General features: G+C 37.4%; 35 protein-coding genes. 11 read left to right on the forward strand and 24 right to left on the reverse strand.

Annotated features, from left to right (window positions below; genetic code table 11):
- Window positions 1–284: 284 nt before the first annotated feature.
- A complete protein-coding gene (locus tag CYP77_RS09390; protein ID WP_181001450.1) occupies window positions 285–1,484 on the forward strand; it encodes a tyrosine-type recombinase/integrase in 1,200 nt (399 codons plus the stop codon).
- On the opposite strand, the gene CYP77_RS09395 is transcribed toward CYP77_RS09390, so the two are convergent.
- The 23 genes from CYP77_RS09395 to CYP77_RS09505 form a co-directional block, all read right to left on the reverse strand.
- Window positions 1,440–1,649 (reverse strand): hypothetical protein, encoded by a 210-nt coding sequence (locus tag CYP77_RS09395; RefSeq protein ID WP_103567458.1) that lies wholly within the window; start codon window positions 1,647–1,649, stop codon window positions 1,440–1,442. The genes CYP77_RS09390 and CYP77_RS09395 overlap by 45 nt on opposite strands.
- Window positions 1,650–1,820: 171 nt before the next feature.
- The gene (locus tag CYP77_RS09405) at window positions 1,821–2,177 is read right to left on the reverse strand and encodes a YopX family protein (RefSeq protein ID WP_103567456.1); all 357 of its coding nucleotides are present in this window, start codon (window positions 2,175–2,177) and stop codon (window positions 1,821–1,823) included.
- Window positions 2,177–2,692 carry a hypothetical protein gene (locus CYP77_RS09410; protein ID WP_103567455.1) on the reverse strand — a complete coding sequence of 172 codons (516 nt, stop codon included), beginning with the start codon at window positions 2,690–2,692 and terminating at the stop codon, window positions 2,177–2,179. The genes CYP77_RS09405 and CYP77_RS09410 overlap by 1 nt, the downstream gene beginning before the upstream one ends.
- Window positions 2,683–3,174, reverse strand: coding sequence for a hypothetical protein (locus CYP77_RS09415; RefSeq protein WP_103567454.1), 492 nt, complete (start codon window positions 3,172–3,174; stop codon window positions 2,683–2,685). The genes CYP77_RS09410 and CYP77_RS09415 overlap by 10 nt, the downstream gene beginning before the upstream one ends.
- 10 nt (window positions 3,175–3,184) lie before the next feature.
- Window positions 3,185–3,679, reverse strand: coding sequence for a hypothetical protein (locus tag CYP77_RS09420; protein WP_103567453.1), 495 nt, complete (start codon window positions 3,677–3,679; stop codon window positions 3,185–3,187).
- Window positions 3,680–3,690: 11 nt separating this feature from the next.
- Window positions 3,691–4,140 carry a hypothetical protein gene (locus CYP77_RS09425; RefSeq protein WP_103567452.1) on the reverse strand — a complete coding sequence of 150 codons (450 nt, stop codon included), beginning with the start codon at window positions 4,138–4,140 and terminating at the stop codon, window positions 3,691–3,693.
- A complete protein-coding gene (locus CYP77_RS09430) occupies window positions 4,127–4,375 on the reverse strand; it encodes a hypothetical protein (protein WP_103567451.1) in 249 nt (82 codons plus the stop codon). The genes CYP77_RS09425 and CYP77_RS09430 overlap by 14 nt, the downstream gene beginning before the upstream one ends.
- Window positions 4,375–4,497 (reverse strand): hypothetical protein, encoded by a 123-nt coding sequence (locus CYP77_RS10260; RefSeq protein ID WP_258032401.1) that lies wholly within the window; start codon window positions 4,495–4,497, stop codon window positions 4,375–4,377. The genes CYP77_RS09430 and CYP77_RS10260 overlap by 1 nt, the downstream gene beginning before the upstream one ends.
- Before the next feature lie 38 nt (window positions 4,498–4,535).
- Window positions 4,536–4,898: a hypothetical protein gene (locus CYP77_RS09435; RefSeq protein ID WP_103567450.1), complete on the reverse strand. Its 363-nt coding sequence runs from the start codon at window positions 4,896–4,898 to the stop codon at window positions 4,536–4,538.
- A 127-nt stretch (window positions 4,899–5,025) separates the two neighbouring features.
- The gene (ssb, locus tag CYP77_RS09440) at window positions 5,026–5,493 is read right to left on the reverse strand and encodes a single-stranded DNA-binding protein (RefSeq protein ID WP_103567449.1); all 468 of its coding nucleotides are present in this window, start codon (window positions 5,491–5,493) and stop codon (window positions 5,026–5,028) included.
- Window positions 5,494–5,551: 58 nt separating this feature from the next.
- Window positions 5,552–5,851 carry a hypothetical protein gene (locus tag CYP77_RS09445; protein ID WP_103567448.1) on the reverse strand — a complete coding sequence of 100 codons (300 nt, stop codon included), beginning with the start codon at window positions 5,849–5,851 and terminating at the stop codon, window positions 5,552–5,554.
- Window positions 5,848–6,678, reverse strand: a complete 831-nt coding sequence (locus tag CYP77_RS09450; RefSeq protein ID WP_103567447.1) for a lambda-exonuclease family protein — start codon at window positions 6,676–6,678, stop codon at window positions 5,848–5,850. The genes CYP77_RS09445 and CYP77_RS09450 overlap by 4 nt, the downstream gene beginning before the upstream one ends.
- Window positions 6,679–6,689: 11 nt before the next feature.
- Window positions 6,690–7,391 carry a phage antirepressor N-terminal domain-containing protein gene (locus CYP77_RS09455; protein WP_103567446.1) on the reverse strand — a complete coding sequence of 234 codons (702 nt, stop codon included), beginning with the start codon at window positions 7,389–7,391 and terminating at the stop codon, window positions 6,690–6,692.
- 157 nt (window positions 7,392–7,548) lie between these two features.
- Window positions 7,549–7,986: a hypothetical protein gene (locus tag CYP77_RS09460; protein ID WP_103567445.1), complete on the reverse strand. Its 438-nt coding sequence runs from the start codon at window positions 7,984–7,986 to the stop codon at window positions 7,549–7,551.
- Between the two features lie 37 nt (window positions 7,987–8,023).
- Window positions 8,024–8,995: a RelA/SpoT domain-containing protein gene (locus CYP77_RS09465; RefSeq protein ID WP_103567444.1), complete on the reverse strand. Its 972-nt coding sequence runs from the start codon at window positions 8,993–8,995 to the stop codon at window positions 8,024–8,026.
- A 33-nt stretch (window positions 8,996–9,028) separates the two neighbouring features.
- Complete coding sequence (locus tag CYP77_RS09470) at window positions 9,029–9,643, reverse strand: ERF family protein (RefSeq protein WP_181001449.1); 615 nt, start codon at window positions 9,641–9,643, stop codon at window positions 9,029–9,031.
- 104 nt (window positions 9,644–9,747) lie between these two features.
- Window positions 9,748–10,095, reverse strand: coding sequence for a hypothetical protein (locus CYP77_RS09475; protein ID WP_103567443.1), 348 nt, complete (start codon window positions 10,093–10,095; stop codon window positions 9,748–9,750).
- Between the two features lie 103 nt (window positions 10,096–10,198).
- A complete protein-coding gene (locus CYP77_RS09480) occupies window positions 10,199–10,435 on the reverse strand; it encodes a hypothetical protein (protein ID WP_103567442.1) in 237 nt (78 codons plus the stop codon).
- A 525-nt stretch (window positions 10,436–10,960) separates the two neighbouring features.
- Window positions 10,961–11,260 carry a hypothetical protein gene (locus CYP77_RS09485; protein WP_103567441.1) on the reverse strand — a complete coding sequence of 100 codons (300 nt, stop codon included), beginning with the start codon at window positions 11,258–11,260 and terminating at the stop codon, window positions 10,961–10,963.
- A 68-nt stretch (window positions 11,261–11,328) separates the two neighbouring features.
- A complete protein-coding gene (locus CYP77_RS09490; RefSeq protein WP_258032400.1) occupies window positions 11,329–11,754 on the reverse strand; it encodes a thermonuclease family protein in 426 nt (141 codons plus the stop codon).
- 8 nt (window positions 11,755–11,762) lie between these two features.
- Window positions 11,763–12,272 carry a DUF4411 family protein gene (locus CYP77_RS09495; RefSeq protein ID WP_103567440.1) on the reverse strand — a complete coding sequence of 170 codons (510 nt, stop codon included), beginning with the start codon at window positions 12,270–12,272 and terminating at the stop codon, window positions 11,763–11,765.
- A gap of 10 nt (window positions 12,273–12,282) precedes the next feature.
- On the reverse strand, window positions 12,283–13,422 hold the full coding sequence (locus tag CYP77_RS09500; RefSeq protein WP_103567439.1) for an ImmA/IrrE family metallo-endopeptidase: 1,140 nt from the start codon (window positions 13,420–13,422) through the stop codon (window positions 12,283–12,285).
- Window positions 13,423–13,547: 125 nt separating this feature from the next.
- Window positions 13,548–14,219, reverse strand: coding sequence for an XRE family transcriptional regulator (locus CYP77_RS09505; RefSeq protein WP_103567438.1), 672 nt, complete (start codon window positions 14,217–14,219; stop codon window positions 13,548–13,550).
- A 109-nt stretch (window positions 14,220–14,328) separates the two neighbouring features.
- Here CYP77_RS09505 and CYP77_RS09510 point away from each other — a divergent pair, with 109 nt between their 5' ends.
- A complete protein-coding gene (locus CYP77_RS09510; protein WP_103567437.1) occupies window positions 14,329–14,541 on the forward strand; it encodes a hypothetical protein in 213 nt (70 codons plus the stop codon).
- Here CYP77_RS09510 and CYP77_RS09515 read toward each other — a convergent pair whose 3' ends face one another.
- On the reverse strand, window positions 14,542–14,862 hold the full coding sequence (locus CYP77_RS09515) for a hypothetical protein (RefSeq protein WP_103567436.1): 321 nt from the start codon (window positions 14,860–14,862) through the stop codon (window positions 14,542–14,544).
- Between the two features lie 58 nt (window positions 14,863–14,920).
- On the opposite strand from CYP77_RS09515, the gene CYP77_RS09520 reads away from it, so the two are divergent.
- The 9 genes from CYP77_RS09520 (at window position 14,921) to CYP77_RS09560 (ending at window position 21,041) form a co-directional block, all read left to right on the forward strand.
- Window positions 14,921–15,190, forward strand: a complete 270-nt coding sequence (locus tag CYP77_RS09520) for a hypothetical protein (RefSeq protein WP_103567435.1) — start codon at window positions 14,921–14,923, stop codon at window positions 15,188–15,190.
- A gap of 82 nt (window positions 15,191–15,272) precedes the next feature.
- A complete protein-coding gene (locus CYP77_RS09525; RefSeq protein ID WP_103567434.1) occupies window positions 15,273–16,091 on the forward strand; it encodes a helix-turn-helix domain-containing protein in 819 nt (272 codons plus the stop codon).
- The gene (locus CYP77_RS09530; protein ID WP_103567433.1) at window positions 16,091–16,726 is read left to right on the forward strand and encodes a hypothetical protein; all 636 of its coding nucleotides are present in this window, start codon (window positions 16,091–16,093) and stop codon (window positions 16,724–16,726) included. The genes CYP77_RS09525 and CYP77_RS09530 overlap by 1 nt, the downstream gene beginning before the upstream one ends.
- Before the next feature lie 99 nt (window positions 16,727–16,825).
- Entirely contained in the window at window positions 16,826–17,086 is a 261-nt protein-coding gene (locus CYP77_RS09535) for a hypothetical protein (protein WP_103567432.1), read from the forward strand.
- Window positions 17,055–17,435, forward strand: coding sequence for a DUF1064 domain-containing protein (locus tag CYP77_RS09540; protein ID WP_103567431.1), 381 nt, complete (start codon window positions 17,055–17,057; stop codon window positions 17,433–17,435). The genes CYP77_RS09535 and CYP77_RS09540 overlap by 32 nt, the downstream gene beginning before the upstream one ends.
- Window positions 17,435–17,902 (forward strand): hypothetical protein, encoded by a 468-nt coding sequence (locus CYP77_RS09545; protein ID WP_087582237.1) that lies wholly within the window; start codon window positions 17,435–17,437, stop codon window positions 17,900–17,902. Before CYP77_RS09540 ends, CYP77_RS09545 begins: the two co-directional genes overlap by 1 nt.
- A complete protein-coding gene (locus CYP77_RS09550) occupies window positions 17,895–19,184 on the forward strand; it encodes a phosphatase (protein ID WP_103567430.1) in 1,290 nt (429 codons plus the stop codon). The genes CYP77_RS09545 and CYP77_RS09550 overlap by 8 nt, the downstream gene beginning before the upstream one ends.
- Window positions 19,181–19,480: a hypothetical protein gene (locus CYP77_RS09555; protein ID WP_141090853.1), complete on the forward strand. Its 300-nt coding sequence runs from the start codon at window positions 19,181–19,183 to the stop codon at window positions 19,478–19,480. The genes CYP77_RS09550 and CYP77_RS09555 overlap by 4 nt, the downstream gene beginning before the upstream one ends.
- Window positions 19,467–21,041: a portal protein gene (locus CYP77_RS09560; RefSeq protein ID WP_181001448.1), complete on the forward strand. Its 1,575-nt coding sequence runs from the start codon at window positions 19,467–19,469 to the stop codon at window positions 21,039–21,041. The genes CYP77_RS09555 and CYP77_RS09560 overlap by 14 nt, the downstream gene beginning before the upstream one ends.
- Window positions 21,042–21,121 lie beyond the last annotated feature (80 nt).

Genomic DNA, 21,121 nt, shown 5'->3' on the forward strand with positions numbered 1-21,121 from the left:
TAATTTTTTGTAAAATAAAAAGCGTGTTTAAAACCAAAAATGTATAAAAAAATGTATAACTAAAAAATCTAAAGTATTTATTTATAGGGCTATATAAAGATTTTTTTGGCGTCATTCGGGGCCACCACTCCTACTTTTTATATCAATTTATACTCATTTATTTTTATTTATAGAAGTCCTAAATTTAGCTTCTAAAAAGCATTTTTCAATTTATATTAATTTATAAATATTTATACTTATTTACAATCAAAGTGTATAACAAAATGTATAACCAAGGGATAAACATGCCTAAAATTTTAAACATCTCGCAGGTAAAAAAACTAACCCACGATGGCAAAAAGCTTAAAAATCACTCCATTGATAGCACTTGCTCGCTTTACCTTGCTTGTTTTGACAATGGCACTAAAATTTATAAGATGCGCACAAAAAGTGGCTACATAACGATAGGGCGGTATGAGGATATAAGCTTAGCAGAAGCAAGGGATATGGCAAAGAGCATGCGAAAAGAAAAGCTTGGCTTAGTAGTAAAGAGCAAAGCCCTTGGCGAGTGCTTTTATGAGTGGCTAGACATAAAGATACCGCACATTGATGACGAAAAGACAAGACAGAAACGTCGTAAGCAGATAAATAGGGTAAATAAGCACATTTTAAAGCCACTTGGTAGCAAAAATATCAGTGAGATAACAAAGCAGGATATTTTGGATGCGACTAAGGGTGTGAGCTTGGAGAGTTCAAAGAAAATTTTAACAACGCTAAGATATGTTTTTAAATTTGCTAGGGGAAATGGTTTTGTAAAGGATATTAGCTTTTTGCTTGAAATAATAGAGGACAAAAGAGATATTTTTGTAAATAAAAAGGTTGAGCATAGAAAGGGTATAACAAGCGAGCTTAGGTTAAAAGAGATAATCACCTGCGTCCATAAAGCAAGGATAAACCAAGTGGTTAAAAATATGTTTTTCTTTAACCTTTTAACCGCACAGCGACCCCACCAAATAAGAGAGCTTACGTGGGATAGGGTAGATTTGCAAAAAGGGCTTATCTACTTTTACGAAGAGCAAAACAAGACTGGACTAAATGTGAGACTGCCGCTATCAAAGCAAGCGATAGAAATTTTAAATTTTCAGCGTGCTATTAATGATAACGGCAAGGCAGTCTTTAAATCCCCTTTTAACTCACGTGTTAGCGGTCAAGCCTTTTGCGATGCTGTGCTTTTAAAGACGCTAAAAAGTATCGGCATAAACGACCTTCACGCACACGGCTTTCGCGCTACTTTTGCTACCTTTGCGATCCGCGCAAATGAGGGCAACAAAGCGATGTTTGAAAAAAGAGTGATAGATGAGATATTGCTTCACACGGTAGGCAGTGACGTGGATAAGGCTTATTTTAGGGATTTTAACACGAGTGAGCAACTTCGCGTTTTGCAATGGTGGGATAATTTTTTATTTGAGCTTTGCGGTTTTAAATTTTGCCAAATCAGCCTCTAACCAATCAAGCGGATAGCGGATAACGCCGTTCATCTCGATGTATCTGGGGACAAATTCATACTTATTTTTGTTTTTTGGCATACGCATAAGGGCTAAAATGTTGCTGTTTTTAGAATAACCCAAAAACTCCGTAGCCTCTTTTTGGTTTAATAGCCTTTGGTTCATTTTTTATCCTTAATATAATCTTTCAAATCTCGCAATGCGTGCCGTAAATAGCGGACATCACACTTAAATAAAAGAGCTTGTATTTGCTCAACCAAATTTATATTTTTATTGTGTGCCTCGCAAAATGCCTCTAGGCTTGCAAGGGCTGCTAAATGTTTATCTTTTTCTGGGCTACTCATCTAAAAGCTCCTTATTCTCGTGGATATTGCCAATAATAGAAGCTTCTTGGTTAAAAGCAAAAAGGTCAAACTCTTCCGTACCTTCCACGATGCACCTAAACATTGCTAAATCATCAGCCCAATAAACTTCAGCAATTACATTATTACCCCAAGTGAGAATATCACCTGCGTAAATTCTTTTGCCGTCTTTGTCTTTTAAGCCAGTATCTTGCATAACATCATAAAAGTTGGGTAAATCTAGTATTACTCCAAAAGACGATATATTAACAGGATAGTTATCATAAGTGTGCTCTGCGTCATATATCATTCTCTTTTCTTCTTTATCCCAAACTCTATATCTTGGTCTCATTAGTTCTCCTTCCTTAAGCCTTTTCTAAGAGCATCCAAAATCATATAGCTAAGGTCTAAGTTATCTTCATTAATTCCTTTCAGAGTTGAGGCTTCTACCCTAGAAAATGCCACCTCCTTAATTCTATCCCTGATGGCTTCCTCGTTCTCTTTTAGTAGCTCTTTAACTAGGTTGTTGATATATGAAGCTCTTTCATAGGTAGCTGGGTAGTAACATCTATCAAAAGATGTAGGCTCAATCTGCCACCCAAACAGCGAGTGACTAGATACAAACTCCATATCATTAACCAACTTTCTTAGTGTGTGAAGAGCTTTATCAACTGCTTCAGGGTTCTCTTGAAAGATTACCTTTAGAAACTCTCCTGATACTGAGCCATAAACAGCTTCAGAGATAAAGTCACTTATACTCTTGAAGCTACTTAGCTGTTTCATTACATAGTCTTTTACACTCTGTTCGCATATATCTTTAATATCACTCTCAGAGATATAGTCTTCTACGTTTATTGTTAGTTCCACGAGTTCTCCTTTAGCTTAAATCCAAAGCTATACACTGGCTTCCACATAAGTACATCATTATATGATGCAAGCTCCTTGTTTATATCGCTCATAGTAATCCTAGTAGGGTATAAATGAACCTCCTTAGAGATAAAGTCATATATCTCAAAGAACCATAAGACATCTCTTTCTGATATATACTCTTTCTCAACTTCTTCTATGGGACGCCTGCTTGTGTTATTAAACAAGTAATACCCTTGCTTAACCTCCGTAATCTCATAGGTAGTAATACCTGCTGTATTTACATCCCCTATGAAAACAAGGACATCTCCTACCTTAAACTTAGGTGCAGTTTCTTTAGGCTTTATTCTATATCTACCCTCTTCTAAATCCCATATATTATGTATTTTATCAAACCAGTTATTATGGAATTTACTAAAGTATTCTATGGGCTTACCCTCTGCATAAGCCTTAATAACTTCTAGTTTCTCTTCTAGTGTCATCTTATTCTCCTTATTGTTTCTTACTTAGTGCAAAACCTAGAGCATACAAAGGTCTCAAAGTGTCATGCTCACACTCATACTTAAACCTATCGCTAGCCTCAGAAAGAGCAAATCTTCTGTCTGTTATCATTCTCCACGTCTGTGCTGAAGCGTCGTATGTCTCAAAATACCATAGAACATCATCAACATAGGTATAGTACTTATGTAGTTCTTTTATTGAGACATCCCAGCAATCATCAAGCAGAGCTATTCCATCTGTAATGCTCGTTAGCTCCAACCTCATAGGGCTCTCTTTTCCCTCTGATCTTTTATCAACTAACTTATCTCCTATCTTAAACTCAGGTGTAGGAGCAGGCTTAATACGATACTGCTCTAATTCAAAGTTCCAAGCATCTACACCTACTGGTCGCCACGCTTCTACTCCATCATACTCATAAAGACGTTCTACTATCTCTTTGTTATGGTAAGCGGTAATTATCTTTATCTTTTCTTCCAGTGTCATCATCATATACCCTTTCAAATATTCTCAATATAAAAATAAGCCAGCGTTTGGCTATCCTCTGCCTCTTTGCGGTATTTTGTATCGCAACTCTTGTTCGATATGTAGGCGATTTTCTCTTTATTGCACGCATAAAAATCAGCCAGTATCGGAGCCAGCCTTTGCCCCTTGCGTTCGTTTGGTGCTAAGCGCAAATAAAGCAGATCACACGCTAATTGTGGGGCGGTTGTGCTAAAGTTTTGCTTGGTAATGCTCGCCTTGTTATCCAAAGCGTTTATTTGAGTTTCTATCCGCCTTTTAAACGCGTGATAGTGTCCGACTATCGGCGCCATCGCCTCGATCAACTCATTGATAAATTTGCTCGCTTTTTTGTTTATAAATAATCCTAGCTTCTCAGTGCTATCCATTTGCAAAAAGCTATACGCCATTACAAAAATGGCTGCGTCTTTTAGCTCAGCTGTTGTCATCGCTCACTCCATTTAGATTTTTGCCTTTGAGTATTTGTAGCACGTCTTGCTTTGAAAATTTAGAGCTTGGACTTAGCTCGATTTTACTAAGCCAATAGCGATCTAGTTTTTCGCAGTAGTATTTCATCGCTTTATTAAAGCTCATACGAGATGGTAGTCGCCCACATATCACAAAAACGCCATTTTTCATTTGCATTTTTTCTTTTTCTCTTACAATCTTTTCGCCGTAAGTCATCACACTGCCTTTAGTCCATTGATGTTAAATAGTTGTTTTAAAATCTCAACGTCATAGGTATTTACCCTGCCATATCTTGGGTCGATCACCGCACCCATAAAAGCACCCTGCTCGTCGTTCATCTTTTTAGCCTTTTGCCTAAGCTTGGGGTATGATACCACTAGACAGAATAATCAAATTCAAAAACCACCCATTGCCCGTCTTTGCGCTCATAGGCGATATACCCGTAATAACTACACTCACACATCCCGCCTCTTTGCCACACCAGGCAATCGTCTTGGCGCTCAAAAAGATACTTTTCGCCGAACAAATTTCGGCCCAGCAAGTCGCAAGTGTAAAATTCCTTGCCGTCTTTTTCAATCTTCTCAAATTCTGCTAACCCATAATAAATAGCTTCATTTCTACCTATCATATCCGTCAAGTCGTCAATAGAGTATTCGCTCATACCACGATGATTTTTGAGTAGATCACTAAAATTCTTTCTTGTTTTTCGCCTAATTTTTTCAGATATTCCCAAAAACATTATTTTCTTTTCCTTTTAATATTTTTACTCGTCAAACAAAATTAACCAGCAAAAAGCCCTAAAAATTGGCTTTTGCATGGCTGTATTAAGTTTATACTAAGCCAACTATCAAACAACCGTCAAACAATTAAAATGGTATTTCGTTAGTGCCGTCGTCTATCTCATCGCTATCATATTCAGGATATTGTGGCTCGCTATATTGCTGGCGTTGAGGCTGTTTTTGCTGTGGGCGCTGATTTAAATAGCCGCCTTGCTGATAGCCTTGATTGTTTTGTTTTGCGTCGCCAAGCATTTCCATGCTCTCAACGGCGATAGAGTGTTTTGAGCGATTTTGTCCGTTATTGTCTTGCCATTGCTCAAACTTCAAATATCCTTCAACGGCTAGCTTTGAGCCTTTGCCGAGATATTGATTGGCTATTTCCGCTTGTTTGCCGAAAAACGTTATGTCTATAAAGCAAGTTTCCTCTCTTTTTTCGCCGTTTAGTGTGTATTTTCTAGTTACAGCAATGGCAGTTTTGCCTATCGCCATTTGGCTTTGTGTATATCTTAGCTCTATATCACGAGCTAAGTGTCCTATCATTATTATTTTGTTCATTGTTTTATCCTTTATGTAGTCGTGTTTTTCAACTGTCAAATAAAATTTGACAGTTGGGCTATTTCATCTCTTTTAGGTAGTTTGCTTCGTGGTGGTTTTCGCTCATAAGGCGCTCAATAAAGGCAATATGGCTTAAAACTTCCTCATTGTTTAGTTGTGTATAGCTTAGGGGCTTGCCCTCTTTATCCTTTGGGTAGTCGGTATCAAGGCGTTTTAATACTTGTTTTAGGGTATCAAACGCCAAATAAAATGGGCGTATAGCTACGCGGAGTTCTCTAATCTCTAAATAACGCAACGCCCAAAGCTCTTTTAAAACGACGCCGTGCATAAAACGGCTAAACTCGTTTCTAATTTTCACATTCTAACCGCCCAGCTTGAGCTTTCAGGGCGGATAAACTCGCTTGGCACGTCGTAGCCCATAAACTCGCAGTAGCTCTTATAATCAGGTTGCGCTTTGCGGTTGATCTTATATACGCTTAGCCCAAAGTGCGCCTGCTCCCTGCCGTCCGCTTTTTCGATAGCTTTGGTTTTTAGTTCGGCTATCTTTGCCTCTAGCTCACTTTTTTGTGCGTTTAGCTCGCTTAGTTCGCTTGCAAGCTCAAGCCACTCATTGTTTGCCTCATCATCTTGCAAATACTCCTTTTCAAAAGTGTTCCAAGCATTTTTTAGCTCATTGATCGCCTTTTTGTTTGGCAAAATCTCACAAGTGACTGCCTCTAGCTCAAAGTCATCATTTAGGTGTCCGACGGCAAAGATGCACTTTTTAGCTTCACTCACATATAGTTGGTGTTGGACTTGATAGTAGTATTTTTTACTAGGCACTCCGCACTCTTTTACTTGTTTATATTCGGCATCACTAAATTTTATCTCGCAGATCACGTCCGCCATAATATCTAGCCCATCAAGGCTTGCAGAAAATCTTGTGTCCTTGTCGCTTTGCATTACGGCTGGTAAAAAATCATAGTGCATTGTTTTGTTTATCCATGCTCTAAGATCAGGCTCGTAGTTTTTGCCATTTTTCATAGCTTGATTTTCAAAAACGGCTTTTTGCCCTTTCTTGATCTGGGCTAATACATAGGGCTTATTAAAGCCCACGCCCATAACGTCGCCAGCCTCACTAGCGTTAAATTTACTCCTGCGGTACTCTAGCCATTCAGGCGTGTTTTGCTCGATACTAATAAACATTACTTGCTCCTTTATTTATTGTTTTTTACAAAATAATCGTCTCCGTCAGCATACGCCATAACTGCACCTATGGCTGTATAGCTTTTTTCTAACTCTTTTTGTATCTTTGCTAAATTTAATATGATCGTTTCGTCTTTGCTTTGCGAAAGCTTTTTGTATCTCTCTTTGTAGTAGTCACGCTCTGCCTTTATCTGTGCATATATAGGATCGCTTGGGCGTGGGTTACTCGCCTTTTCTAGCTCGTGCTTTAGAACAACTATCTTGTCATTATGCTGTTTTAGCTGGCTTTTGTAGCCGTTTATCTCTCTTTTGTGGCGTTTTGCGTTGTCGATCAAGACGGCGTTAAGGTCGGCAATTCTATTTACATAGTGGCTAAATTTAGTTGCATTAAAATAGTCAAACAAAACCTTAAAGCACTCATTTTTATAGATAAGTAATTTTGATTTTATTTTAGGGCTTACCTTGTTTGGGTTGATTGAAAATAGCCAACCGTTAATCTTTTCAACTGGAATACATAAGGCAACTTGAACACCGCCATTTGTTTCAATTTTAAAAGATTTTGAGCAAAAACTTTCATCGCCTAAAATTTTCTCATATTGTGTTTTAAAATCTATTCCAATATTTTTGCATAGATTTTTTACACTAACATATTGACCTTGCTCGTCAAAAACTTGTATAACATCTGTATTAAAAGAAAAATTTGTAAGTTCCATGATAAAAACCTTTTGATTTTTGTAATTTGCAAATTATTGATGAAATAATATTGTATTTTACAAAATAAGTCAAGAGATTTTTATGTAATTTAATAAAGAAATAGATTTTATATATTGTTAATTACAAAAAATAAAAGGGGTGGGGTTATCCCCATACCTATTGTTGGATAGCCTTTCGTATTGCATCTCTCAAAGATTGATAATCTGACAATTCATCCCGCAGGCACTCTATCTCATATAGCATTTTAATCGAATTAATTACTTGCTGTGTTACTTTACCTGTCGATGAGGCGGATCTTAAACTACTCTCAGCTACTCCTATTTTTTCGGCTAGCGTTTTAAAAGAGTAGCCTAAAATTTGGCAGGCGTTTTTTATGACTTCCTTACTGTCATCATTATCTGGCACCCAACTCTTATCAATATCAACAAGGCTTTCTCGCGAATGGAGAAGAGTTACTAAAACTCCCCACAAATGAATATCTACTTCAAATATTTCATCTTGATACTTTTCCAATATAGACATATTGTCGCTATTCCCTAAGGATAGCTCATTGCTTAGTTTTTCAAAAACACTCATTTCTTTTTCTTCTGCCATTATAAGTCCTTATTTTTGATACATGTTTTAAATAAAATCATTTTAACCTATCCTCTACCTCTTTTATAAAATTTTTAGCGTCCAAAAAGTAGTTTGGGTATGCTTTACGTAGCTTATTTATACTATCTACACTTACTAAAACACTTTCTTTATTTTCGTCCGTCTCTAGTGCTTGGTACATATCTTTAGCTTGATTAAGCCCGCTTTGCAAAAATGGGATAATTTTTAGTAGCCTTGAATTGTAATCAAGAGAGATAAGGTATAGAGTATCTCGTTTATCGTCTTTCAACTTGTCGGCTACTACATTAAGCCCCGCCAGTAAAGCTAAGATATTATGCTGTGCGTCAAGTTCTTTTATCTCTTTTACGTATTCGCTTTTTGGCTCGTTGTTTAAAATTTCGCCGCAAAGCCAAAAGAAGCGTTTAAAATGCTCGTCGCCATAGCCAGCCTTAATGTTGGTAGAGCTTTTTAGCGCTAATATCTCAACCGCGGTAGCCCAGTAGTGATGTAAAAGAGTTCTAAGCTGTAGTTCAACTTTATAGCCAACTATCCCCTCAATACTACCTTGGTACTCAAAAACTAAATGATAGCTGCGGTATCCATCAGCCTTAGGCTCGTTAATATAGTCAAATTCTTTGTCTTTTATTTTTAACACGCATCTTTTACTAGTATAAACTTTTTTAATATTTTTTAAAAAGTCAAAAACTTCTGCGTTGGTCTTAAAAACCGCCCTAACACCTGCAATATCTTGCATTCTATCAAGCTTAGTCTGATTTCCACTTCTTCTTAGCTTGCCCCTTATTGAGCTTAGCCTTTTAAGACGCCTAGCGATAAATAAAGGCTTTGGCATTTTTTTAGAGATAGTATTTACTAGTGTGGTCATTATCGGCACATGATTGGCTCTAAACGTAGAGATAATATTTAGGTCATCTCTTGTCTGGGTATTTTCTCGAAGCTTATCGCCAGCAGTTCTAATGCTATTTTTTGATAATGCTTTAACTTCCGCCATAATGTCTCCTTTAAAAGCTAGATTATACAAAATTTACGCCGTTTTCTTGCTTTCGGCTTTTATCTTTTCAAGCTTAGCTAGTAGCGCCGCTTTAGCCTTATTGTAAGGCACTTGCGAAAAAGATTTAACCTTATAATATGCCGTTAGCTTCTCTATATCTGAGTTTGTTACCTCGCAAAGTTGCGTTAGATCGCTTAATTGTTCTGGCGTCATATATGCACTTTTGCCTTTTTGCTCGATTTTTGGCTCGTCTGCATGTGTATTTGTAGCGTCGGCGTCTTTTGTGTCATCAATCGCAAATAAGCCGTTTAGCGCGTATTTTCTAGCGTAGCTTGATGTAGCGCCAGTTATTTGCGCTTCGTCCATACCTTTTTTTGTCAAAGGCTCTCTTGCATAGGCGCTTACACTTATTTCGCCCTTGTCACACACAAATTTAGCCGTAGCTTTTACGTATATGCGGTCAGCTACAATGGTTATCTCGTCGCTTAGTAGCGTGCAAAAATTATGCTTTGCCTCAAGCTCTTTTAGCGCCTCTAGTATATCCTCGCAAGAGCGGTATTTATACCCGCCAAACTTATTTTCTTGCGTTTTAGGGGCTTTTAACTCCGTTTGCACCTTATTTAATAGCTCTATCACTTCCTTATCCATTTTTTAACCTTTTTTAACGTATTTATCTTTTATGTTAAAAATTTCTCAATTTTTTAACAATTTCTAAAAACTCGCCTATTGTCATATTTGGCTTGCCGTAGAACTCAACAAGCCTCTTTAGTGTTGAGTAACGCATCTCTTTGGGCCTCCTCTCGTAGTTTTTTGAGTGTTTGTTTGTAAGTATTTGTGTAGCTCATAAAGCTATCTTTGCTAAATCCTGCTTCAATGCAATACACATAAATAAGCGCCGAATACGCAAAAATATCATCTTTGCAATGCTCGATAAGCAGATCAACTATTTCGCCGCTGTTTTCGCCAAGGGCATTTTTAAAGGTGTAGTGGTGGAGGTTATACACCGCCAAAATATCACTTATTAGCTCGTCGTATTCTTGCTCGAAATTTATATTTTCTACGTCGTTTTCGGCACATGCTAAGTCATAGCTCAAGCTCATTTTTAACTCCTTTTGATGTTTAAATAGGCGATATTTTTTATCTCGCCGCCATTGCTGAAAACTATGCGAAAAAATCTAATTATCTTTCTCATTTTTAAGCTCATTAAACTATCTCATAAACATACTCAGCTTTAAAGCTGGCTAGTTGTTTTTTACTTAGTTTTACTGGGTTTAGTTTTTTATCTTTTACCGCTAACAGCATAAGCGCATATTTGTGGATATAAAGCACTAGCCCCAATGTGTCAAAATAAACCTCGTAGGTGTAAAAATTTGGCTCTCTTGTAGAGTATCTAGTGCATCCGTCAAACGTTACTTTTAAATATTTTTGTCTGTTTCTCATCTCTAGCTCCTTTTTCTAATAGAAACCTTGCTCGCCACCGCCGACTGATGTTAAAAATTAATTTAGCTTGCAAAAGCAACTTTTAAAGGAAAAATTTTTATATGAAAAATTGTTGGCAGACTTTCGCCTACCCTAAGCAAGCAAGGTTTTTATTAGAAAAAGTGGTGTTTTTCGTTTTATTGATAACCCTGTGAAAAACTATCCTAAATCAGGGCTAATACCGAATAGCGACGTTTCGGCTCGCTATATCCGCTTCAGATTGAAACGTGATTAACCTGCAACTCGCAGGAGGCTCACTCTGTCAGCTTACGCTTGAAGCCTATCTTTTGTTTTGATGAGAGAATATTACCAAAGGTTATATTAAATATAACTTAATGTTATTTAAAATATTACTTAAAGTTATGTAATTTAATTATAATTATTTTTTTGAAAAGAAATAGTTGTTTTAAAAAGTAGACTGGAGAGCAAATATAAATTTGTGTGAATAGTCAGGGGGGGGGTAGTAGCGTTAGTATGGTATGGGTGCTATCTTATATCATATAGCTCGCCATCAATATACATTTTATATAAAAATGTTCCATTATATTTGGTGCCAAAGATTATAGCTTCTGGCATATAAGAGTATGTATACCCATAGTCTAAGCAAGTAACATAAGTGCCGTCTGTAAAAACTATTTTTCTATCATAATCGCAGCCTTCAAAGTTACCATTGACTGTTTTTATATCAACAATAGTATAACCTACTAATTTATGCGCAAAATCTTCAAAATCTCGCCCAATAGCAAAACAAGATATAAGTAGAACCAAAAGAAAGACTTTTTTCATTTTCAACTCCTTTTTAAAAATTATTACATTGTAATTATGGCAAATTTTAAAATAAAAGTGTGTAAAAATTAACGTTTTCTCAACTGCCATGGCGGGGTAGGGTCATTACTCTGCCAAAGCCCTCGCTTGTTTTTACGTGCTGCACTTTCGTGATCTACATACATTCTTGAGTATTTTACATAAGCCCAAGCGTAGCCATTTAGCACCATTTGAGCGTTTATATCTTGTCCTTTGAAATGGATAATGCCTAGCGTGCGTTTATATCTATCTTTGCCTTTTGGCTCTACTTCTACCACTTGTCCTGCGATCAGGCTGGCTAAAAATTGTTTTGATTTTTGTCCGTAGTCTTGCTTTTTCTCTGGAGCGTCAATGCCATATAGTCTGACCTTTGTTTGCTCTTTGCCACTTAGCACAGCTATCGTGTCGCCGTCAGATATTTTTACGACTTTGGCTGAAAAGGCAAAGAGAGGGCAGGCTATAATAAAGACAGCCAAAAATTTAGTTATTGGTGACAGAGATTTATCCCTAAATTTCTCAACATAGAAAAAGGGGTAATATATGGGATATTATAATGGTTACAAACATTAGGAATTTTTATTTTTGTTGAATTTTGCCCAGACAATGTTTCGTTGGTTACTATTGTCATCCCATGGGTTAATGCTGTTGAAATTATCCAAGAGTCCGCCACACTGGCAAAGTTGTTAATATTTTCTTGACTAAATCTATTAGGGAAATTTTGTGTATTAATATCGGTCAATATTTGCCCAAAATTCTCTTGTATTTCTCTACTATTTTCAACTATTTTGATGTTGCTTATATTATTATGAAGCCATTGTTTTAATGGATCGTCATCAGAAACCCCACTTGTTATTTCATCTACAATGCTACGTGCTACACATATACTATTATCTAAACTTTTTGTTATTAAAAATTCCCAAAAGCCTGGGCAAAAATCAAGTGGATAGTAATTTTTTGCCGCGGTTATAAAAACATTAGTGTCTAATATATACATCTTGTTTTTCTCATCTTAATATCCCAAATTCTTTGCCAACTTTTTCTATAATATCAAACTTTTTATAATCAAATAACCTCACGGCATTTGTATAACTTTCTTTATTATTTAACACCGCATCGACAACAGCAAAAGCAAAAAGATCACCATTTCTAGATCTAACCAGCTTTTGAGGTGGAGCAAACCCCTTTTCTTTATTAGAGTATATACTTATTTCATCAAATTTATTTATTTCCTCGCTGTAGAGATTAGTATAAACATCATAGGGTATTAACCCTAGTGCTCGTATTCTATTGAGGATAGCTAGGGTGCTTACTGAAAAAAAATCTGCCATATTACTTAACCCATCAATGTCACTTTTTTTAAACATACTTCTTATTTCTGGCTCAGGCATCAATACTTTTGCAGCTACCTCATTGCACTTTAATTCAACCATGGTTGCATTTTCTTGTTTTAAATCAGATATTCCGCTTTGCCCTATCCACAAATGAGCTAGTTCATGTATAAGAGTAAAAATTTGAGCCGCTTTGCTATCATTGGAGTTTATAAAAACCAGAGGGGCAATATCATCATATATAGCAAACCCCCTAAATTCAGATAAATTAAGAGATTTTTTTGTTGCCCCTAGACTTTTATTTTTCATTACAAGAATATTTAGTTTTTCAGCTTTTTTTATAAAATGTTTTAATACATCTTCTTTCTTTCTATTTTTAGCTATTACAGTATCAGCTTCTAATTTTTTTATAATGTCGAGAGCTATATCATCCGAGCTACTATCTATTGAAAACTTGCCAACGACACGATCAATATGGATGCTATTTTCTATGACATATTCTTTAAACCACTCTTGTTTAAATTTAGTGTTGCTTATAAGTGTTTTTAATTCTAAAGAATGTTCAGGGTTTGAAGTATTGCCGATTGTTCTTAAATCTGGGATTATTTCTTTCTCTTTAGGTGGTTCTTTGAGCCATAAATAGCCAAAAGGAATTTGTAGCGTTTTAGCAATATCGACAGCTTGCTTAAACGTCGGTCTTGCCTCGCCACTTATCCATTTTGCCGCTTTTTCATGTACGTTTTCTACACTAACGCCAGCTCTATTAATAGCCCATTCTAATATACTAGGAGTTATAAATGCTTCTTGTTTTCCCATTTTTCTATTCTTGCCACCAAAATATCCTAATTTCTTATTTTAGCAGAAAATAACTTTTTTTTATAATTAAAAAAAGCGCACCATTTTACTATTTGATCCCATAATCCTCAAACGTTAGACTTTTATTATATTCTCTTAGAGTTTATGGCGTAACAACCAACAACACGCCCTAAAATTTCGACGTTTAACTCTTCCTCGATAATTATTGGCTCGTAGTCCTTATTATCACTTATTAACGCCAATGTAGGACGTTTTTTTATTCTTTTTATAAAAATTTCGTTTTCATATTTACAAACATAAATAGCGCCCTCTATTTGGTTTATGTCATCACAAAAAACAACCAAGTCACTTTCTTTAATAGTCGGCTCCATTGAGTTACCGAAACAAGGAACAATGCCTAGTTTTGCGTGCGGACTAACATTAAACATAATTTTTAAATCGTTTGGATTAAAAGGCAGCAATTCAGGTTCGCCAAAATCGTCGTTTTCAGCGCCACGACCTGCAGAAACTACGCCGTCTTTATAAAAAGGGATATACACAGTTTTGGCACTGCTAGAAGAGATATTATCTGTATATTTATGGGCTTCTGTTGGTTTTTCTATGGTGTCGTCTAGCCAATAAGCGATCGGATAGCCTGAAAATTTAGCCAGTGGCAATAAATGTTTTTTTGTCCTCTTTTCTCCAGCTAACCACTGGCTAACTAAAGGCTGTGAAATGCCTAAAATATCGGCAAATTGTATAGTATTTATACCTTTTTCTTTTAGTAAATCTGACAATTTATCTTTAAATTCTTTCATTTTTTACCCCTTCGCAAGATATAACTTTGCGTAATATTTTATAACTAAAATCATTAAAAATCAAATAACCTTAAGTTATATTTTATATAACAGATAGTAATATAAGGTTATGAAACAGACAGAATATAGAAAAAAGATTAGAAAATGGCTTGGTAAATTTTACAAGTCAGCTGGGACTTGCAATACATACGCGTGTGGATCAAACAACAAAAAACCTAATGGGGATGTGAGATACGCAGCTTTGCAAGAGTTGGGACACCCCTTTTATGCTTGGGGCGACAAGCTAAATGCATACATTTTAGAGGTAGAAAAAAATGGCTAACTACAATCTTTTTTCTAACATTAAGCACTTATGGTCGCCCTTGCATTTGCTTTTTTTGAAAAAAGGACAATCAATGCGAGCTATCTTTGCATTTTTAAAAAGAACATTTACATCGACTTTAAATTTAGTGTCGTTTTCGTCTTCTAGGACACAAACAAATTCTTTTTCAGTCCAAAAAGGTTTAGTGCCAAAATGTCTATTTATCAAAACGCCACAAACAACACCTGATAAAAAAATAGAGCCAATAATAAGAACAATGGATAAGAGAGTAAAGCCATTAAGGATAAGCACTTTAAGGAGTGTATCTAGTGTTTCAAACATCAATAGTCCTTTTGGGGATTATAGCACAAACAAAGAAGCAAACGAGAAAGGATGTTGAATGGTCGCGAATAACAGCCTAGAGGCATATAACAAACTAAAACCAGAGCTAAGTGGCAAACGTAGAGCCGTATATGAAATGTTTTGTGAGCATAAAGAGGGTGCGACAAGGCAAGAAATTTCACGCTGGTATAACGTAGCGATTAATAGCGTTTGCGGCCGTGTTAATGAGTTAATAGAGCGCGGCTACCTGATAGAGGTTGGATCAAAAAAAGATGTGATAAGCGGATGTAGCACTTCAATATTAAAACCCACAGAAAGGATAGCGTGATGAGCAATCAAACGTGCCTTATACTTATTATTTTTGCGTTACTAGTGCTTGATGCATTTATCGAAACGTGGAGGGGGTTTAAATGAGTGATAATTTACAAAATGGATATGCGATTTGCTTTAACTCTTGGCTATTTGATGAAAGAATACAAAACGAGCTTAGGCTCTTGCTTTTAATCTCTTCATTATCGGCGAAAGAGGGGTACTGCTACGCCAATAATGACTACTTAGCAGGCAAACTAAATAAAACATCGGTTTGGATTTCAAGTGCTATTTCTAAATTAAAAAAATATGGCTACATTGAAGTTGAGTTACAGAAATTTGGAGCAGTGGTAACAAACAGAAAAATTAAACTACTTGCCCTAAATAACGAGGAACAACCGCCGTTAAAAAATCCTTTAACCGCCGATAAAGAAAATCTAAACGCCGTTAAAGAAAATTTTAACGGCGATGCAGAAAATTTTGAACCGCCATATAATGTTTGCGCGCGTAATAATAATACAAGCCAAGAAAATTACAAGCTATTAAAATTACAAGCTAATAATAACCCCCTACCCCCTAAGGACATTTTGCTACCTGATTTCATTGATCCAAACCTATGGCAAAAATATCTAGCCTACAAGAAAGAGCGACGAGAGAAACTAAGCACTAAGGGTATCGAGATGAAATTTAGCGAGTGGGCTAAATGGGCAAGCGAGGGCATAGACGTTAATGCCTGCATACGAGAAGCAATGGCGAACGAGTGGCAAGGGGTTTTTAAGCCAAAGCCTAGCTACAAGACACAAAACGGCTTAAGCCTAAGCGTGGAGGACGTAAGACGCTTTGGTGGCGATGTGAGCTACTACTTAGAGAGCACAAGAGAAACGAACGCCATAGCAAATCAAAACAAGGAGCCGTTTTAATGAACCGCATACAAACGATCAAAGAAGCGCTTGGCGTAAATGAAACCCAAGCACTAATTACAGCAGAGCTACTTAAACCACTAAAAGATGAGGATATTATCCCATTTTTTGCGTATAGGACAAATTTTATCCAACCGAAGCAGTCAAGCGAGCTAATCACAAAAAACGCCGTAGCAGCTTTTAGAAAACAAAGGGCACTAGAGGCGATCAGAGATGACAAATTTAGCTTTAAAAATATCGAGCAGTTGGTAGAGTTTGTAAAAACTTTTTTTCGCAATGAGAGGCTTTGCTATGGAGCAACCTACAAAGATTTTGTGATCATCGGCGTAGATGAATATGGCAACCTAATCAACCACTACCACATTAACCAAGCAGGCAAGCCAGTACAGCTAAGCAGTGATGACGAGGCAGAGGTTTATGCGTGGCTCTTTAAAAATCAAAAGCGCATCGGCGTAATCAAATACATAAGCGAAAGAGAAATAAAAGAGAAAGAGCAGGCAAAAATAGAGGCGGCGAATAATGCAAATTTACTCCCAGCTGACCCAGACGCGCCGATAAAAATGAGCGATGAGGCAAGAGCAAGGCTAAGGCTTGGACTATCTGCCATTGTGGTAAATATCGCAAAGAGAGCGTGAAATGAAAGCCGTATATATCACGATAACCGAAAGCGGAGTGTTTGAAGTAATGAGAAAGTGGAATGAGAAGCATAAGGGCGACGAAACAAGGGAGCTATTTTGAGATTAACTAAAAGCAAAAATAGAGCCTACCAACTAAGACTACTTGAAGCATACCCACTTTGTCAAATATGTGAGGAGCAACAAAGCATAGAGTGCCACCACGTAAGATATGGCAGGTTTGGAGCAGATAAGGACGACAGCAAACAAATAGCCGTTTGTAGAGAGTGTCATCAATGGTGCCACGCACACAAACACGAGAGTATAGAAAAATACGAGGAGGTAGCTGATGAGAATTGGCAACGTTTTGGTGAACGTTAGGAACAAATATGGCAACAAAAAAACCAAGGGCTTTGATAGTGCTAAGGAATGGCGCAGAAACCAAGAGCTAGAAGCCTTACAAAGAGCTGGAGAGATAAGCGAATTAAATCGCCAAGTGCCGTTTGTGCTAATGCCTAGCTACACCATAGCAGACGAAACAACAAGACAAGGTTTTAGAACCGTGCGTGAGATCAGATACATAGCAGATTTTACATACCGCTTAAAAAATGGCAAGAGGATAATAGAGGACGTAAAGGGAATGCAGACGGAAGTTTTTAAGATAAAGCGAAAACTGCTAGAGAGAAAAATAGCCCTTGGAGTAATAGAGGGCGAGTTTAGGATTTATTAATGGCAAAGATAAGCGACAAGACAAAAGAAGCGATCATAGCCGAGTATCAATTAGGGGCTAGCAAGAAAAGTTTAGCCTTCAAATATGACGTAAGTATAGGTGCAGTTTTTAAAATTTGCAACGGCATAAGCCAGGCAGATGCTGAATTAGTGAAACAACAAGTGGCGATAAATACGGCTTTAGCCAACGAAAATGAAACAAAAGTGAAAGCGTTTCACGAAATAGTAGATGAAAAGACTAAACACCTGATCTATTTTCAAAACGCAGCGCTCAGAAATCAAAAGAAAGCTGATGAGATGCTAGAGATGAGCGATAGGATAGCAGACGTTGAAGCCCATAGCAGGATCACGGCTAGAAACAAAGAGACTGTGTTAGGGCGTGAGGCTGATACGGTGATAAACAATGCAAACGTGCAAAGCGAGCAAAAGATAATCATTGAGCGAAAGGAACTAAAAGGCGATGAGTGAAACTGCGCTTTGCCTAACCTATACGCCGTGGCAAAAGGAAGTCTTTTTTGAGAATACCGCACGCTTTACTACAATAGAAAAAGGTCGGCGTGTAGGATTTACCAAGGGGATAGCAAACGCCACAATCGAGTGGCTTTTAGAGGGTAAAAAAGTGCTTTGGGTAGATACTATCACATCAAACCTACAAAGATATTATGAACGCTATTTTTTGCCTGAATTAAAAGCTCTACCAAAAGAGCTGTATAAATTTCACGCACAAGATAAAAAGCTAAGTATTGGCGAGGGCTACCTTGATATGAGAAGCGCAGAACGCCCAGAAAATATCGAGGGCTTTGGCTACGACATAGTGATCCTAAACGAAGCTGGCATTATCTTAAAAGATGCCTATCTTTGGGATAACGCCATAAGGGCAATGTTGCTAGATAACCCAAAATCAAGAGCGTTTATAGGCGGCGTGCCAAAAGGGAAAAACCGCTTTTATGACCTTGCCAAACGTGGAATGAGTGGCGAGAAAGACTGGGTAAATTTTCAAATATCAAGTTTTAATAATCCGCTACTAAAAAAAGAGCAGATAGATGAAATGGTGGCGGAGCTTGGCGGTATAGATAGCGACGTAGTACGCCAAGAGATATACGGCGAGTTTTTAGATACTACCTCAAACGTGCTTTTTAATCTTGCCCTAATTGAAAACGCATTTAGCACGCAGATGCCAAATGAAAAAGTCAGCATTGTTTGGGGGCTAGACGTGGCACGTGAGGGTGACGATGAAAGCGTGCTTTGTATTAGACAAGGATATGGTGTTACAAACTTTTACACATTTAGGCTTGATAGCGTGACGGCTTTAGCAAGAGAGATTTTTGGCATTTATGAGAGAAGTGAAGAGAAGCCAGACGCTATTTTTATTGATAGTGTTGGTGTGGGTGCTGGGGTATTTGATACCTTAGTGGATTTTGGCTTGCGTGGGATAGTCAGAGAGGCAAAATTTTCATACAAGGCAACAAATGAGAAGCTTTACGCCAACAAGAGAGCGGAAGCATATTTTACACTCAAAGAGAAATTTAGGCTACTTAGCATCGTGCCAAACGACAAGCTAAAAAAACAGCTTAGTACCATTAGTTTTTACTATGACAAGAAAGAGCGCTATTTGCTCTTGCCAAAAGAGAATATCAAAAAAGAGTTTGGCTTTAGCCCTGACTTGGCGGATGCTTTAGCATTGACCTTTTTTGATCCACTACCGGCAAAGACTAACACAATCAACTACGATGACGGAGGCGTTTGGTGAAAGAGTGTCAAAATTGGGTAGATTTGAGAAAACAAATCGAGTATATTTCAGAAAATATCGACGTAAGTTTAATTAGAAAGGTGGCAACACTTGATGATGAGGCTTTGCGTCTTTGTTTTTGTGTGATGATTTGTGAGTGGCTTAAGGGGGTAAAATTTATCCCTACAAAACAAGCTAGAGTAAAACTTGCAACGGCTCTAAAAGAAAAAGGGGTTGATAAAAAACGAGTGAAAGAGCTAACAAATGTCAGCAGAAGCACAATTTACAGAGTAGGACACGAAAATGACGAACGATGAGAGAATAAGCTACCTCGAGGAGTTAGTGCAAACAGCATACAATGGCTATGCGGAATATAAGCCGTTTTTTGACAAGCTAAATGATGCGTATTTGCTTGTGTTAGAAAGCGAGCAGTATAACAGCCTCAAAGAGAGAAATAAAAGCAAAAACTACATACCAAAGCTCAACTCAAAAGCAAAAAGGATATATGACGGCCTAACCGAAACATATTTCAACAATGACACATTTGCAAAGCTAGAGCCATACATAAACTCAACGCATGATGTGATCGACAAGTGGCAAGAGGCGCTAAATTTCTATTGCGACAAGATAAATTTGTATAAGATTTTTTCGCCTATCTTTTTAAAAGCTGCTTTCTCGGCAAGCTCGGTAGTAAAAGTGTTTTGGGCAAAAGATGAAGCAAAGATAGAGGAAGTGGATATAAACGACATCTATTTTGACCCTGATGCCAAAAATACAGATGACATCCGCTATATCGTGCATAGAATTTACCTCACGACAAACGACATCAAAAAGTTAATCAAGAATAAAACTTTTAAACAAATTGATCTAAGCGAGAACAGACCTTATGAGAGAATTTGCCTAAATGAAATTTATGAACTAAATGATGAGAAATGGAGCGTTAGCACGCTTTACAATAGCGAACTACTAAGAGATAAAGTAGAACTAAAAGACGGACAGCCATTTATTTTTGGCTATATGCTGCCACAAACAAAACGCAATACTGATCAAACTTTTGTTTGTGCTTATGGTGAGCCAGCTCTTGCCTCGCTTTTGCCTTTGCAAGATGAACTAAATGCGATCAGAAATTCAATCACAGATGTAACAAGAAACCAAGCAACACCAAAGATCATTTTTGACCGAAGTGCGAGCATATCAAGAGCTGATTTAGAGCGCCCAAGCGGTGCGATTTTCGCTGATAGACCAGCAGACATCAAGATAGTACCGCCTGGCGACATCAACGCTTCAATGGCTACACTTCAAGTGATCGAGCAAGAGATGAGCGAAGTAAGCGGAGTAAGCCCACAACAAAACGGAGCACCAACAACTAGGCAGGAAACAGCGACAATGGCGTCAATTATGGCAAATGAAGGTAGCGTAAGGCTTCAAGGGTATATAAGAACCTACAATGAGACCTTTTTTGAGCCTATATTTGAGCGCCTTGCATTTCTTGTTTGGAAATATGGTGATCCAGTATTTTTTGCAGGGTTTAATCGTGGTGAAATACCGAGCTTTAACATCAATCTAAACACTGGCATAGGCGCACTAAACAAAGAGGTGCAGAAAAAAAGCCTAATGGACGCTAGCCAAGTAATAGCAGCTCAATTTGGTATGTGCTTACAACTTCAAGACGGCGAGGGTGCAAATAGAATGAAAGAAGCAAACGAGAAAATCCTATTAGAGTTATTGCCACTATATGGCATAAAAGACCCAGAGAATTTTATCGGAAAGGAGAGTGAGCTTGCTAAACAACTTAAGCCACAGGCTATTTTGCCAAGCGTGGCAAGCCTTGACGCAGAAGCAGGAGCTTTACCAGCTGACGCAATGCCAAGCGTTTAGGGGTTTTTCAGAATATCTATTAGGGCTTTATGCGGCAAGTGTGACCGCTAGCCAAAATGAAAAGAACAGCGATGAAATGA

The organism is Campylobacter concisus (assembly GCF_002913865.1).
Taxonomy (GTDB): domain Bacteria; phylum Campylobacterota; class Campylobacteria; order Campylobacterales; family Campylobacteraceae; genus Campylobacter_A; species Campylobacter_A concisus_AM.

Excerpts from the sequence above, each read along its gene's own strand:
- CYP77_RS09390 (WP_181001450.1), top strand. The coding sequence starts at position 285 with ATGCCTAAAATTTTAAACATCTCGCAGGTAAAAAAACTAACCCACGAT.
- CYP77_RS09395 (WP_103567458.1), bottom strand. The coding sequence starts at position 1,649 with ATGAACCAAAGGCTATTAAACCAAAAAGAGGCTACGGAGTTTTTGGGT.
- CYP77_RS09405 (WP_103567456.1), bottom strand. The coding sequence starts at position 2,177 with ATGAGACCAAGATATAGAGTTTGGGATAAAGAAGAAAAGAGAATGATA.
- CYP77_RS09415 (WP_103567454.1), bottom strand. The coding sequence starts at position 3,174 with ATGACACTAGAAGAGAAACTAGAAGTTATTAAGGCTTATGCAGAGGGT.
- CYP77_RS09420 (WP_103567453.1), bottom strand. The coding sequence starts at position 3,679 with ATGATGACACTGGAAGAAAAGATAAAGATAATTACCGCTTACCATAAC.
- CYP77_RS09425 (WP_103567452.1), bottom strand. The coding sequence starts at position 4,140 with ATGACAACAGCTGAGCTAAAAGACGCAGCCATTTTTGTAATGGCGTAT.
- CYP77_RS09430 (WP_103567451.1), bottom strand. The coding sequence starts at position 4,375 with ATGACTTACGGCGAAAAGATTGTAAGAGAAAAAGAAAAAATGCAAATG.
- CYP77_RS10260 (WP_258032401.1), bottom strand. The coding sequence starts at position 4,497 with ATGAACGACGAGCAGGGTGCTTTTATGGGTGCGGTGATCGACCCAAGA.
- CYP77_RS09435 (WP_103567450.1), bottom strand. The coding sequence starts at position 4,898 with ATGTTTTTGGGAATATCTGAAAAAATTAGGCGAAAAACAAGAAAGAAT.
- ssb (WP_103567449.1), bottom strand. The coding sequence starts at position 5,493 with ATGAACAAAATAATAATGATAGGACACTTAGCTCGTGATATAGAGCTA.
- CYP77_RS09450 (WP_103567447.1), bottom strand. The coding sequence starts at position 6,678 with ATGTTTATTAGTATCGAGCAAAACACGCCTGAATGGCTAGAGTACCGC.
- CYP77_RS09455 (WP_103567446.1), bottom strand. The coding sequence starts at position 7,391 with ATGGAACTTACAAATTTTTCTTTTAATACAGATGTTATACAAGTTTTT.
- CYP77_RS09460 (WP_103567445.1), bottom strand. The coding sequence starts at position 7,986 with ATGGCAGAAGAAAAAGAAATGAGTGTTTTTGAAAAACTAAGCAATGAG.
- CYP77_RS09465 (WP_103567444.1), bottom strand. The coding sequence starts at position 8,995 with ATGGCGGAAGTTAAAGCATTATCAAAAAATAGCATTAGAACTGCTGGC.
- CYP77_RS09470 (WP_181001449.1), bottom strand. The coding sequence starts at position 9,643 with ATGGATAAGGAAGTGATAGAGCTATTAAATAAGGTGCAAACGGAGTTA.
- CYP77_RS09475 (WP_103567443.1), bottom strand. The coding sequence starts at position 10,095 with ATGAGCTTGAGCTATGACTTAGCATGTGCCGAAAACGACGTAGAAAAT.
- CYP77_RS09480 (WP_103567442.1), bottom strand. The coding sequence starts at position 10,435 with ATGAGAAACAGACAAAAATATTTAAAAGTAACGTTTGACGGATGCACT.
- CYP77_RS09485 (WP_103567441.1), bottom strand. The coding sequence starts at position 11,260 with ATGAAAAAAGTCTTTCTTTTGGTTCTACTTATATCTTGTTTTGCTATT.
- CYP77_RS09495 (WP_103567440.1), bottom strand. The coding sequence starts at position 12,272 with ATGTATATATTAGACACTAATGTTTTTATAACCGCGGCAAAAAATTAC.
- CYP77_RS09500 (WP_103567439.1), bottom strand. The coding sequence starts at position 13,422 with ATGGGAAAACAAGAAGCATTTATAACTCCTAGTATATTAGAATGGGCT.
- CYP77_RS09505 (WP_103567438.1), bottom strand. The coding sequence starts at position 14,219 with ATGAAAGAATTTAAAGATAAATTGTCAGATTTACTAAAAGAAAAAGGT.
- CYP77_RS09510 (WP_103567437.1), top strand. The coding sequence starts at position 14,329 with ATGAAACAGACAGAATATAGAAAAAAGATTAGAAAATGGCTTGGTAAA.
- CYP77_RS09515 (WP_103567436.1), bottom strand. The coding sequence starts at position 14,862 with ATGTTTGAAACACTAGATACACTCCTTAAAGTGCTTATCCTTAATGGC.
- CYP77_RS09520 (WP_103567435.1), top strand. The coding sequence starts at position 14,921 with ATGGTCGCGAATAACAGCCTAGAGGCATATAACAAACTAAAACCAGAG.
- CYP77_RS09525 (WP_103567434.1), top strand. The coding sequence starts at position 15,273 with ATGAGTGATAATTTACAAAATGGATATGCGATTTGCTTTAACTCTTGG.
- CYP77_RS09530 (WP_103567433.1), top strand. The coding sequence starts at position 16,091 with ATGAACCGCATACAAACGATCAAAGAAGCGCTTGGCGTAAATGAAACC.
- CYP77_RS09540 (WP_103567431.1), top strand. The coding sequence starts at position 17,055 with ATGAGAATTGGCAACGTTTTGGTGAACGTTAGGAACAAATATGGCAAC.
- CYP77_RS09545 (WP_087582237.1), top strand. The coding sequence starts at position 17,435 with ATGGCAAAGATAAGCGACAAGACAAAAGAAGCGATCATAGCCGAGTAT.
- CYP77_RS09550 (WP_103567430.1), top strand. The coding sequence starts at position 17,895 with ATGAGTGAAACTGCGCTTTGCCTAACCTATACGCCGTGGCAAAAGGAA.
- CYP77_RS09560 (WP_181001448.1), top strand. The coding sequence starts at position 19,467 with ATGACGAACGATGAGAGAATAAGCTACCTCGAGGAGTTAGTGCAAACA.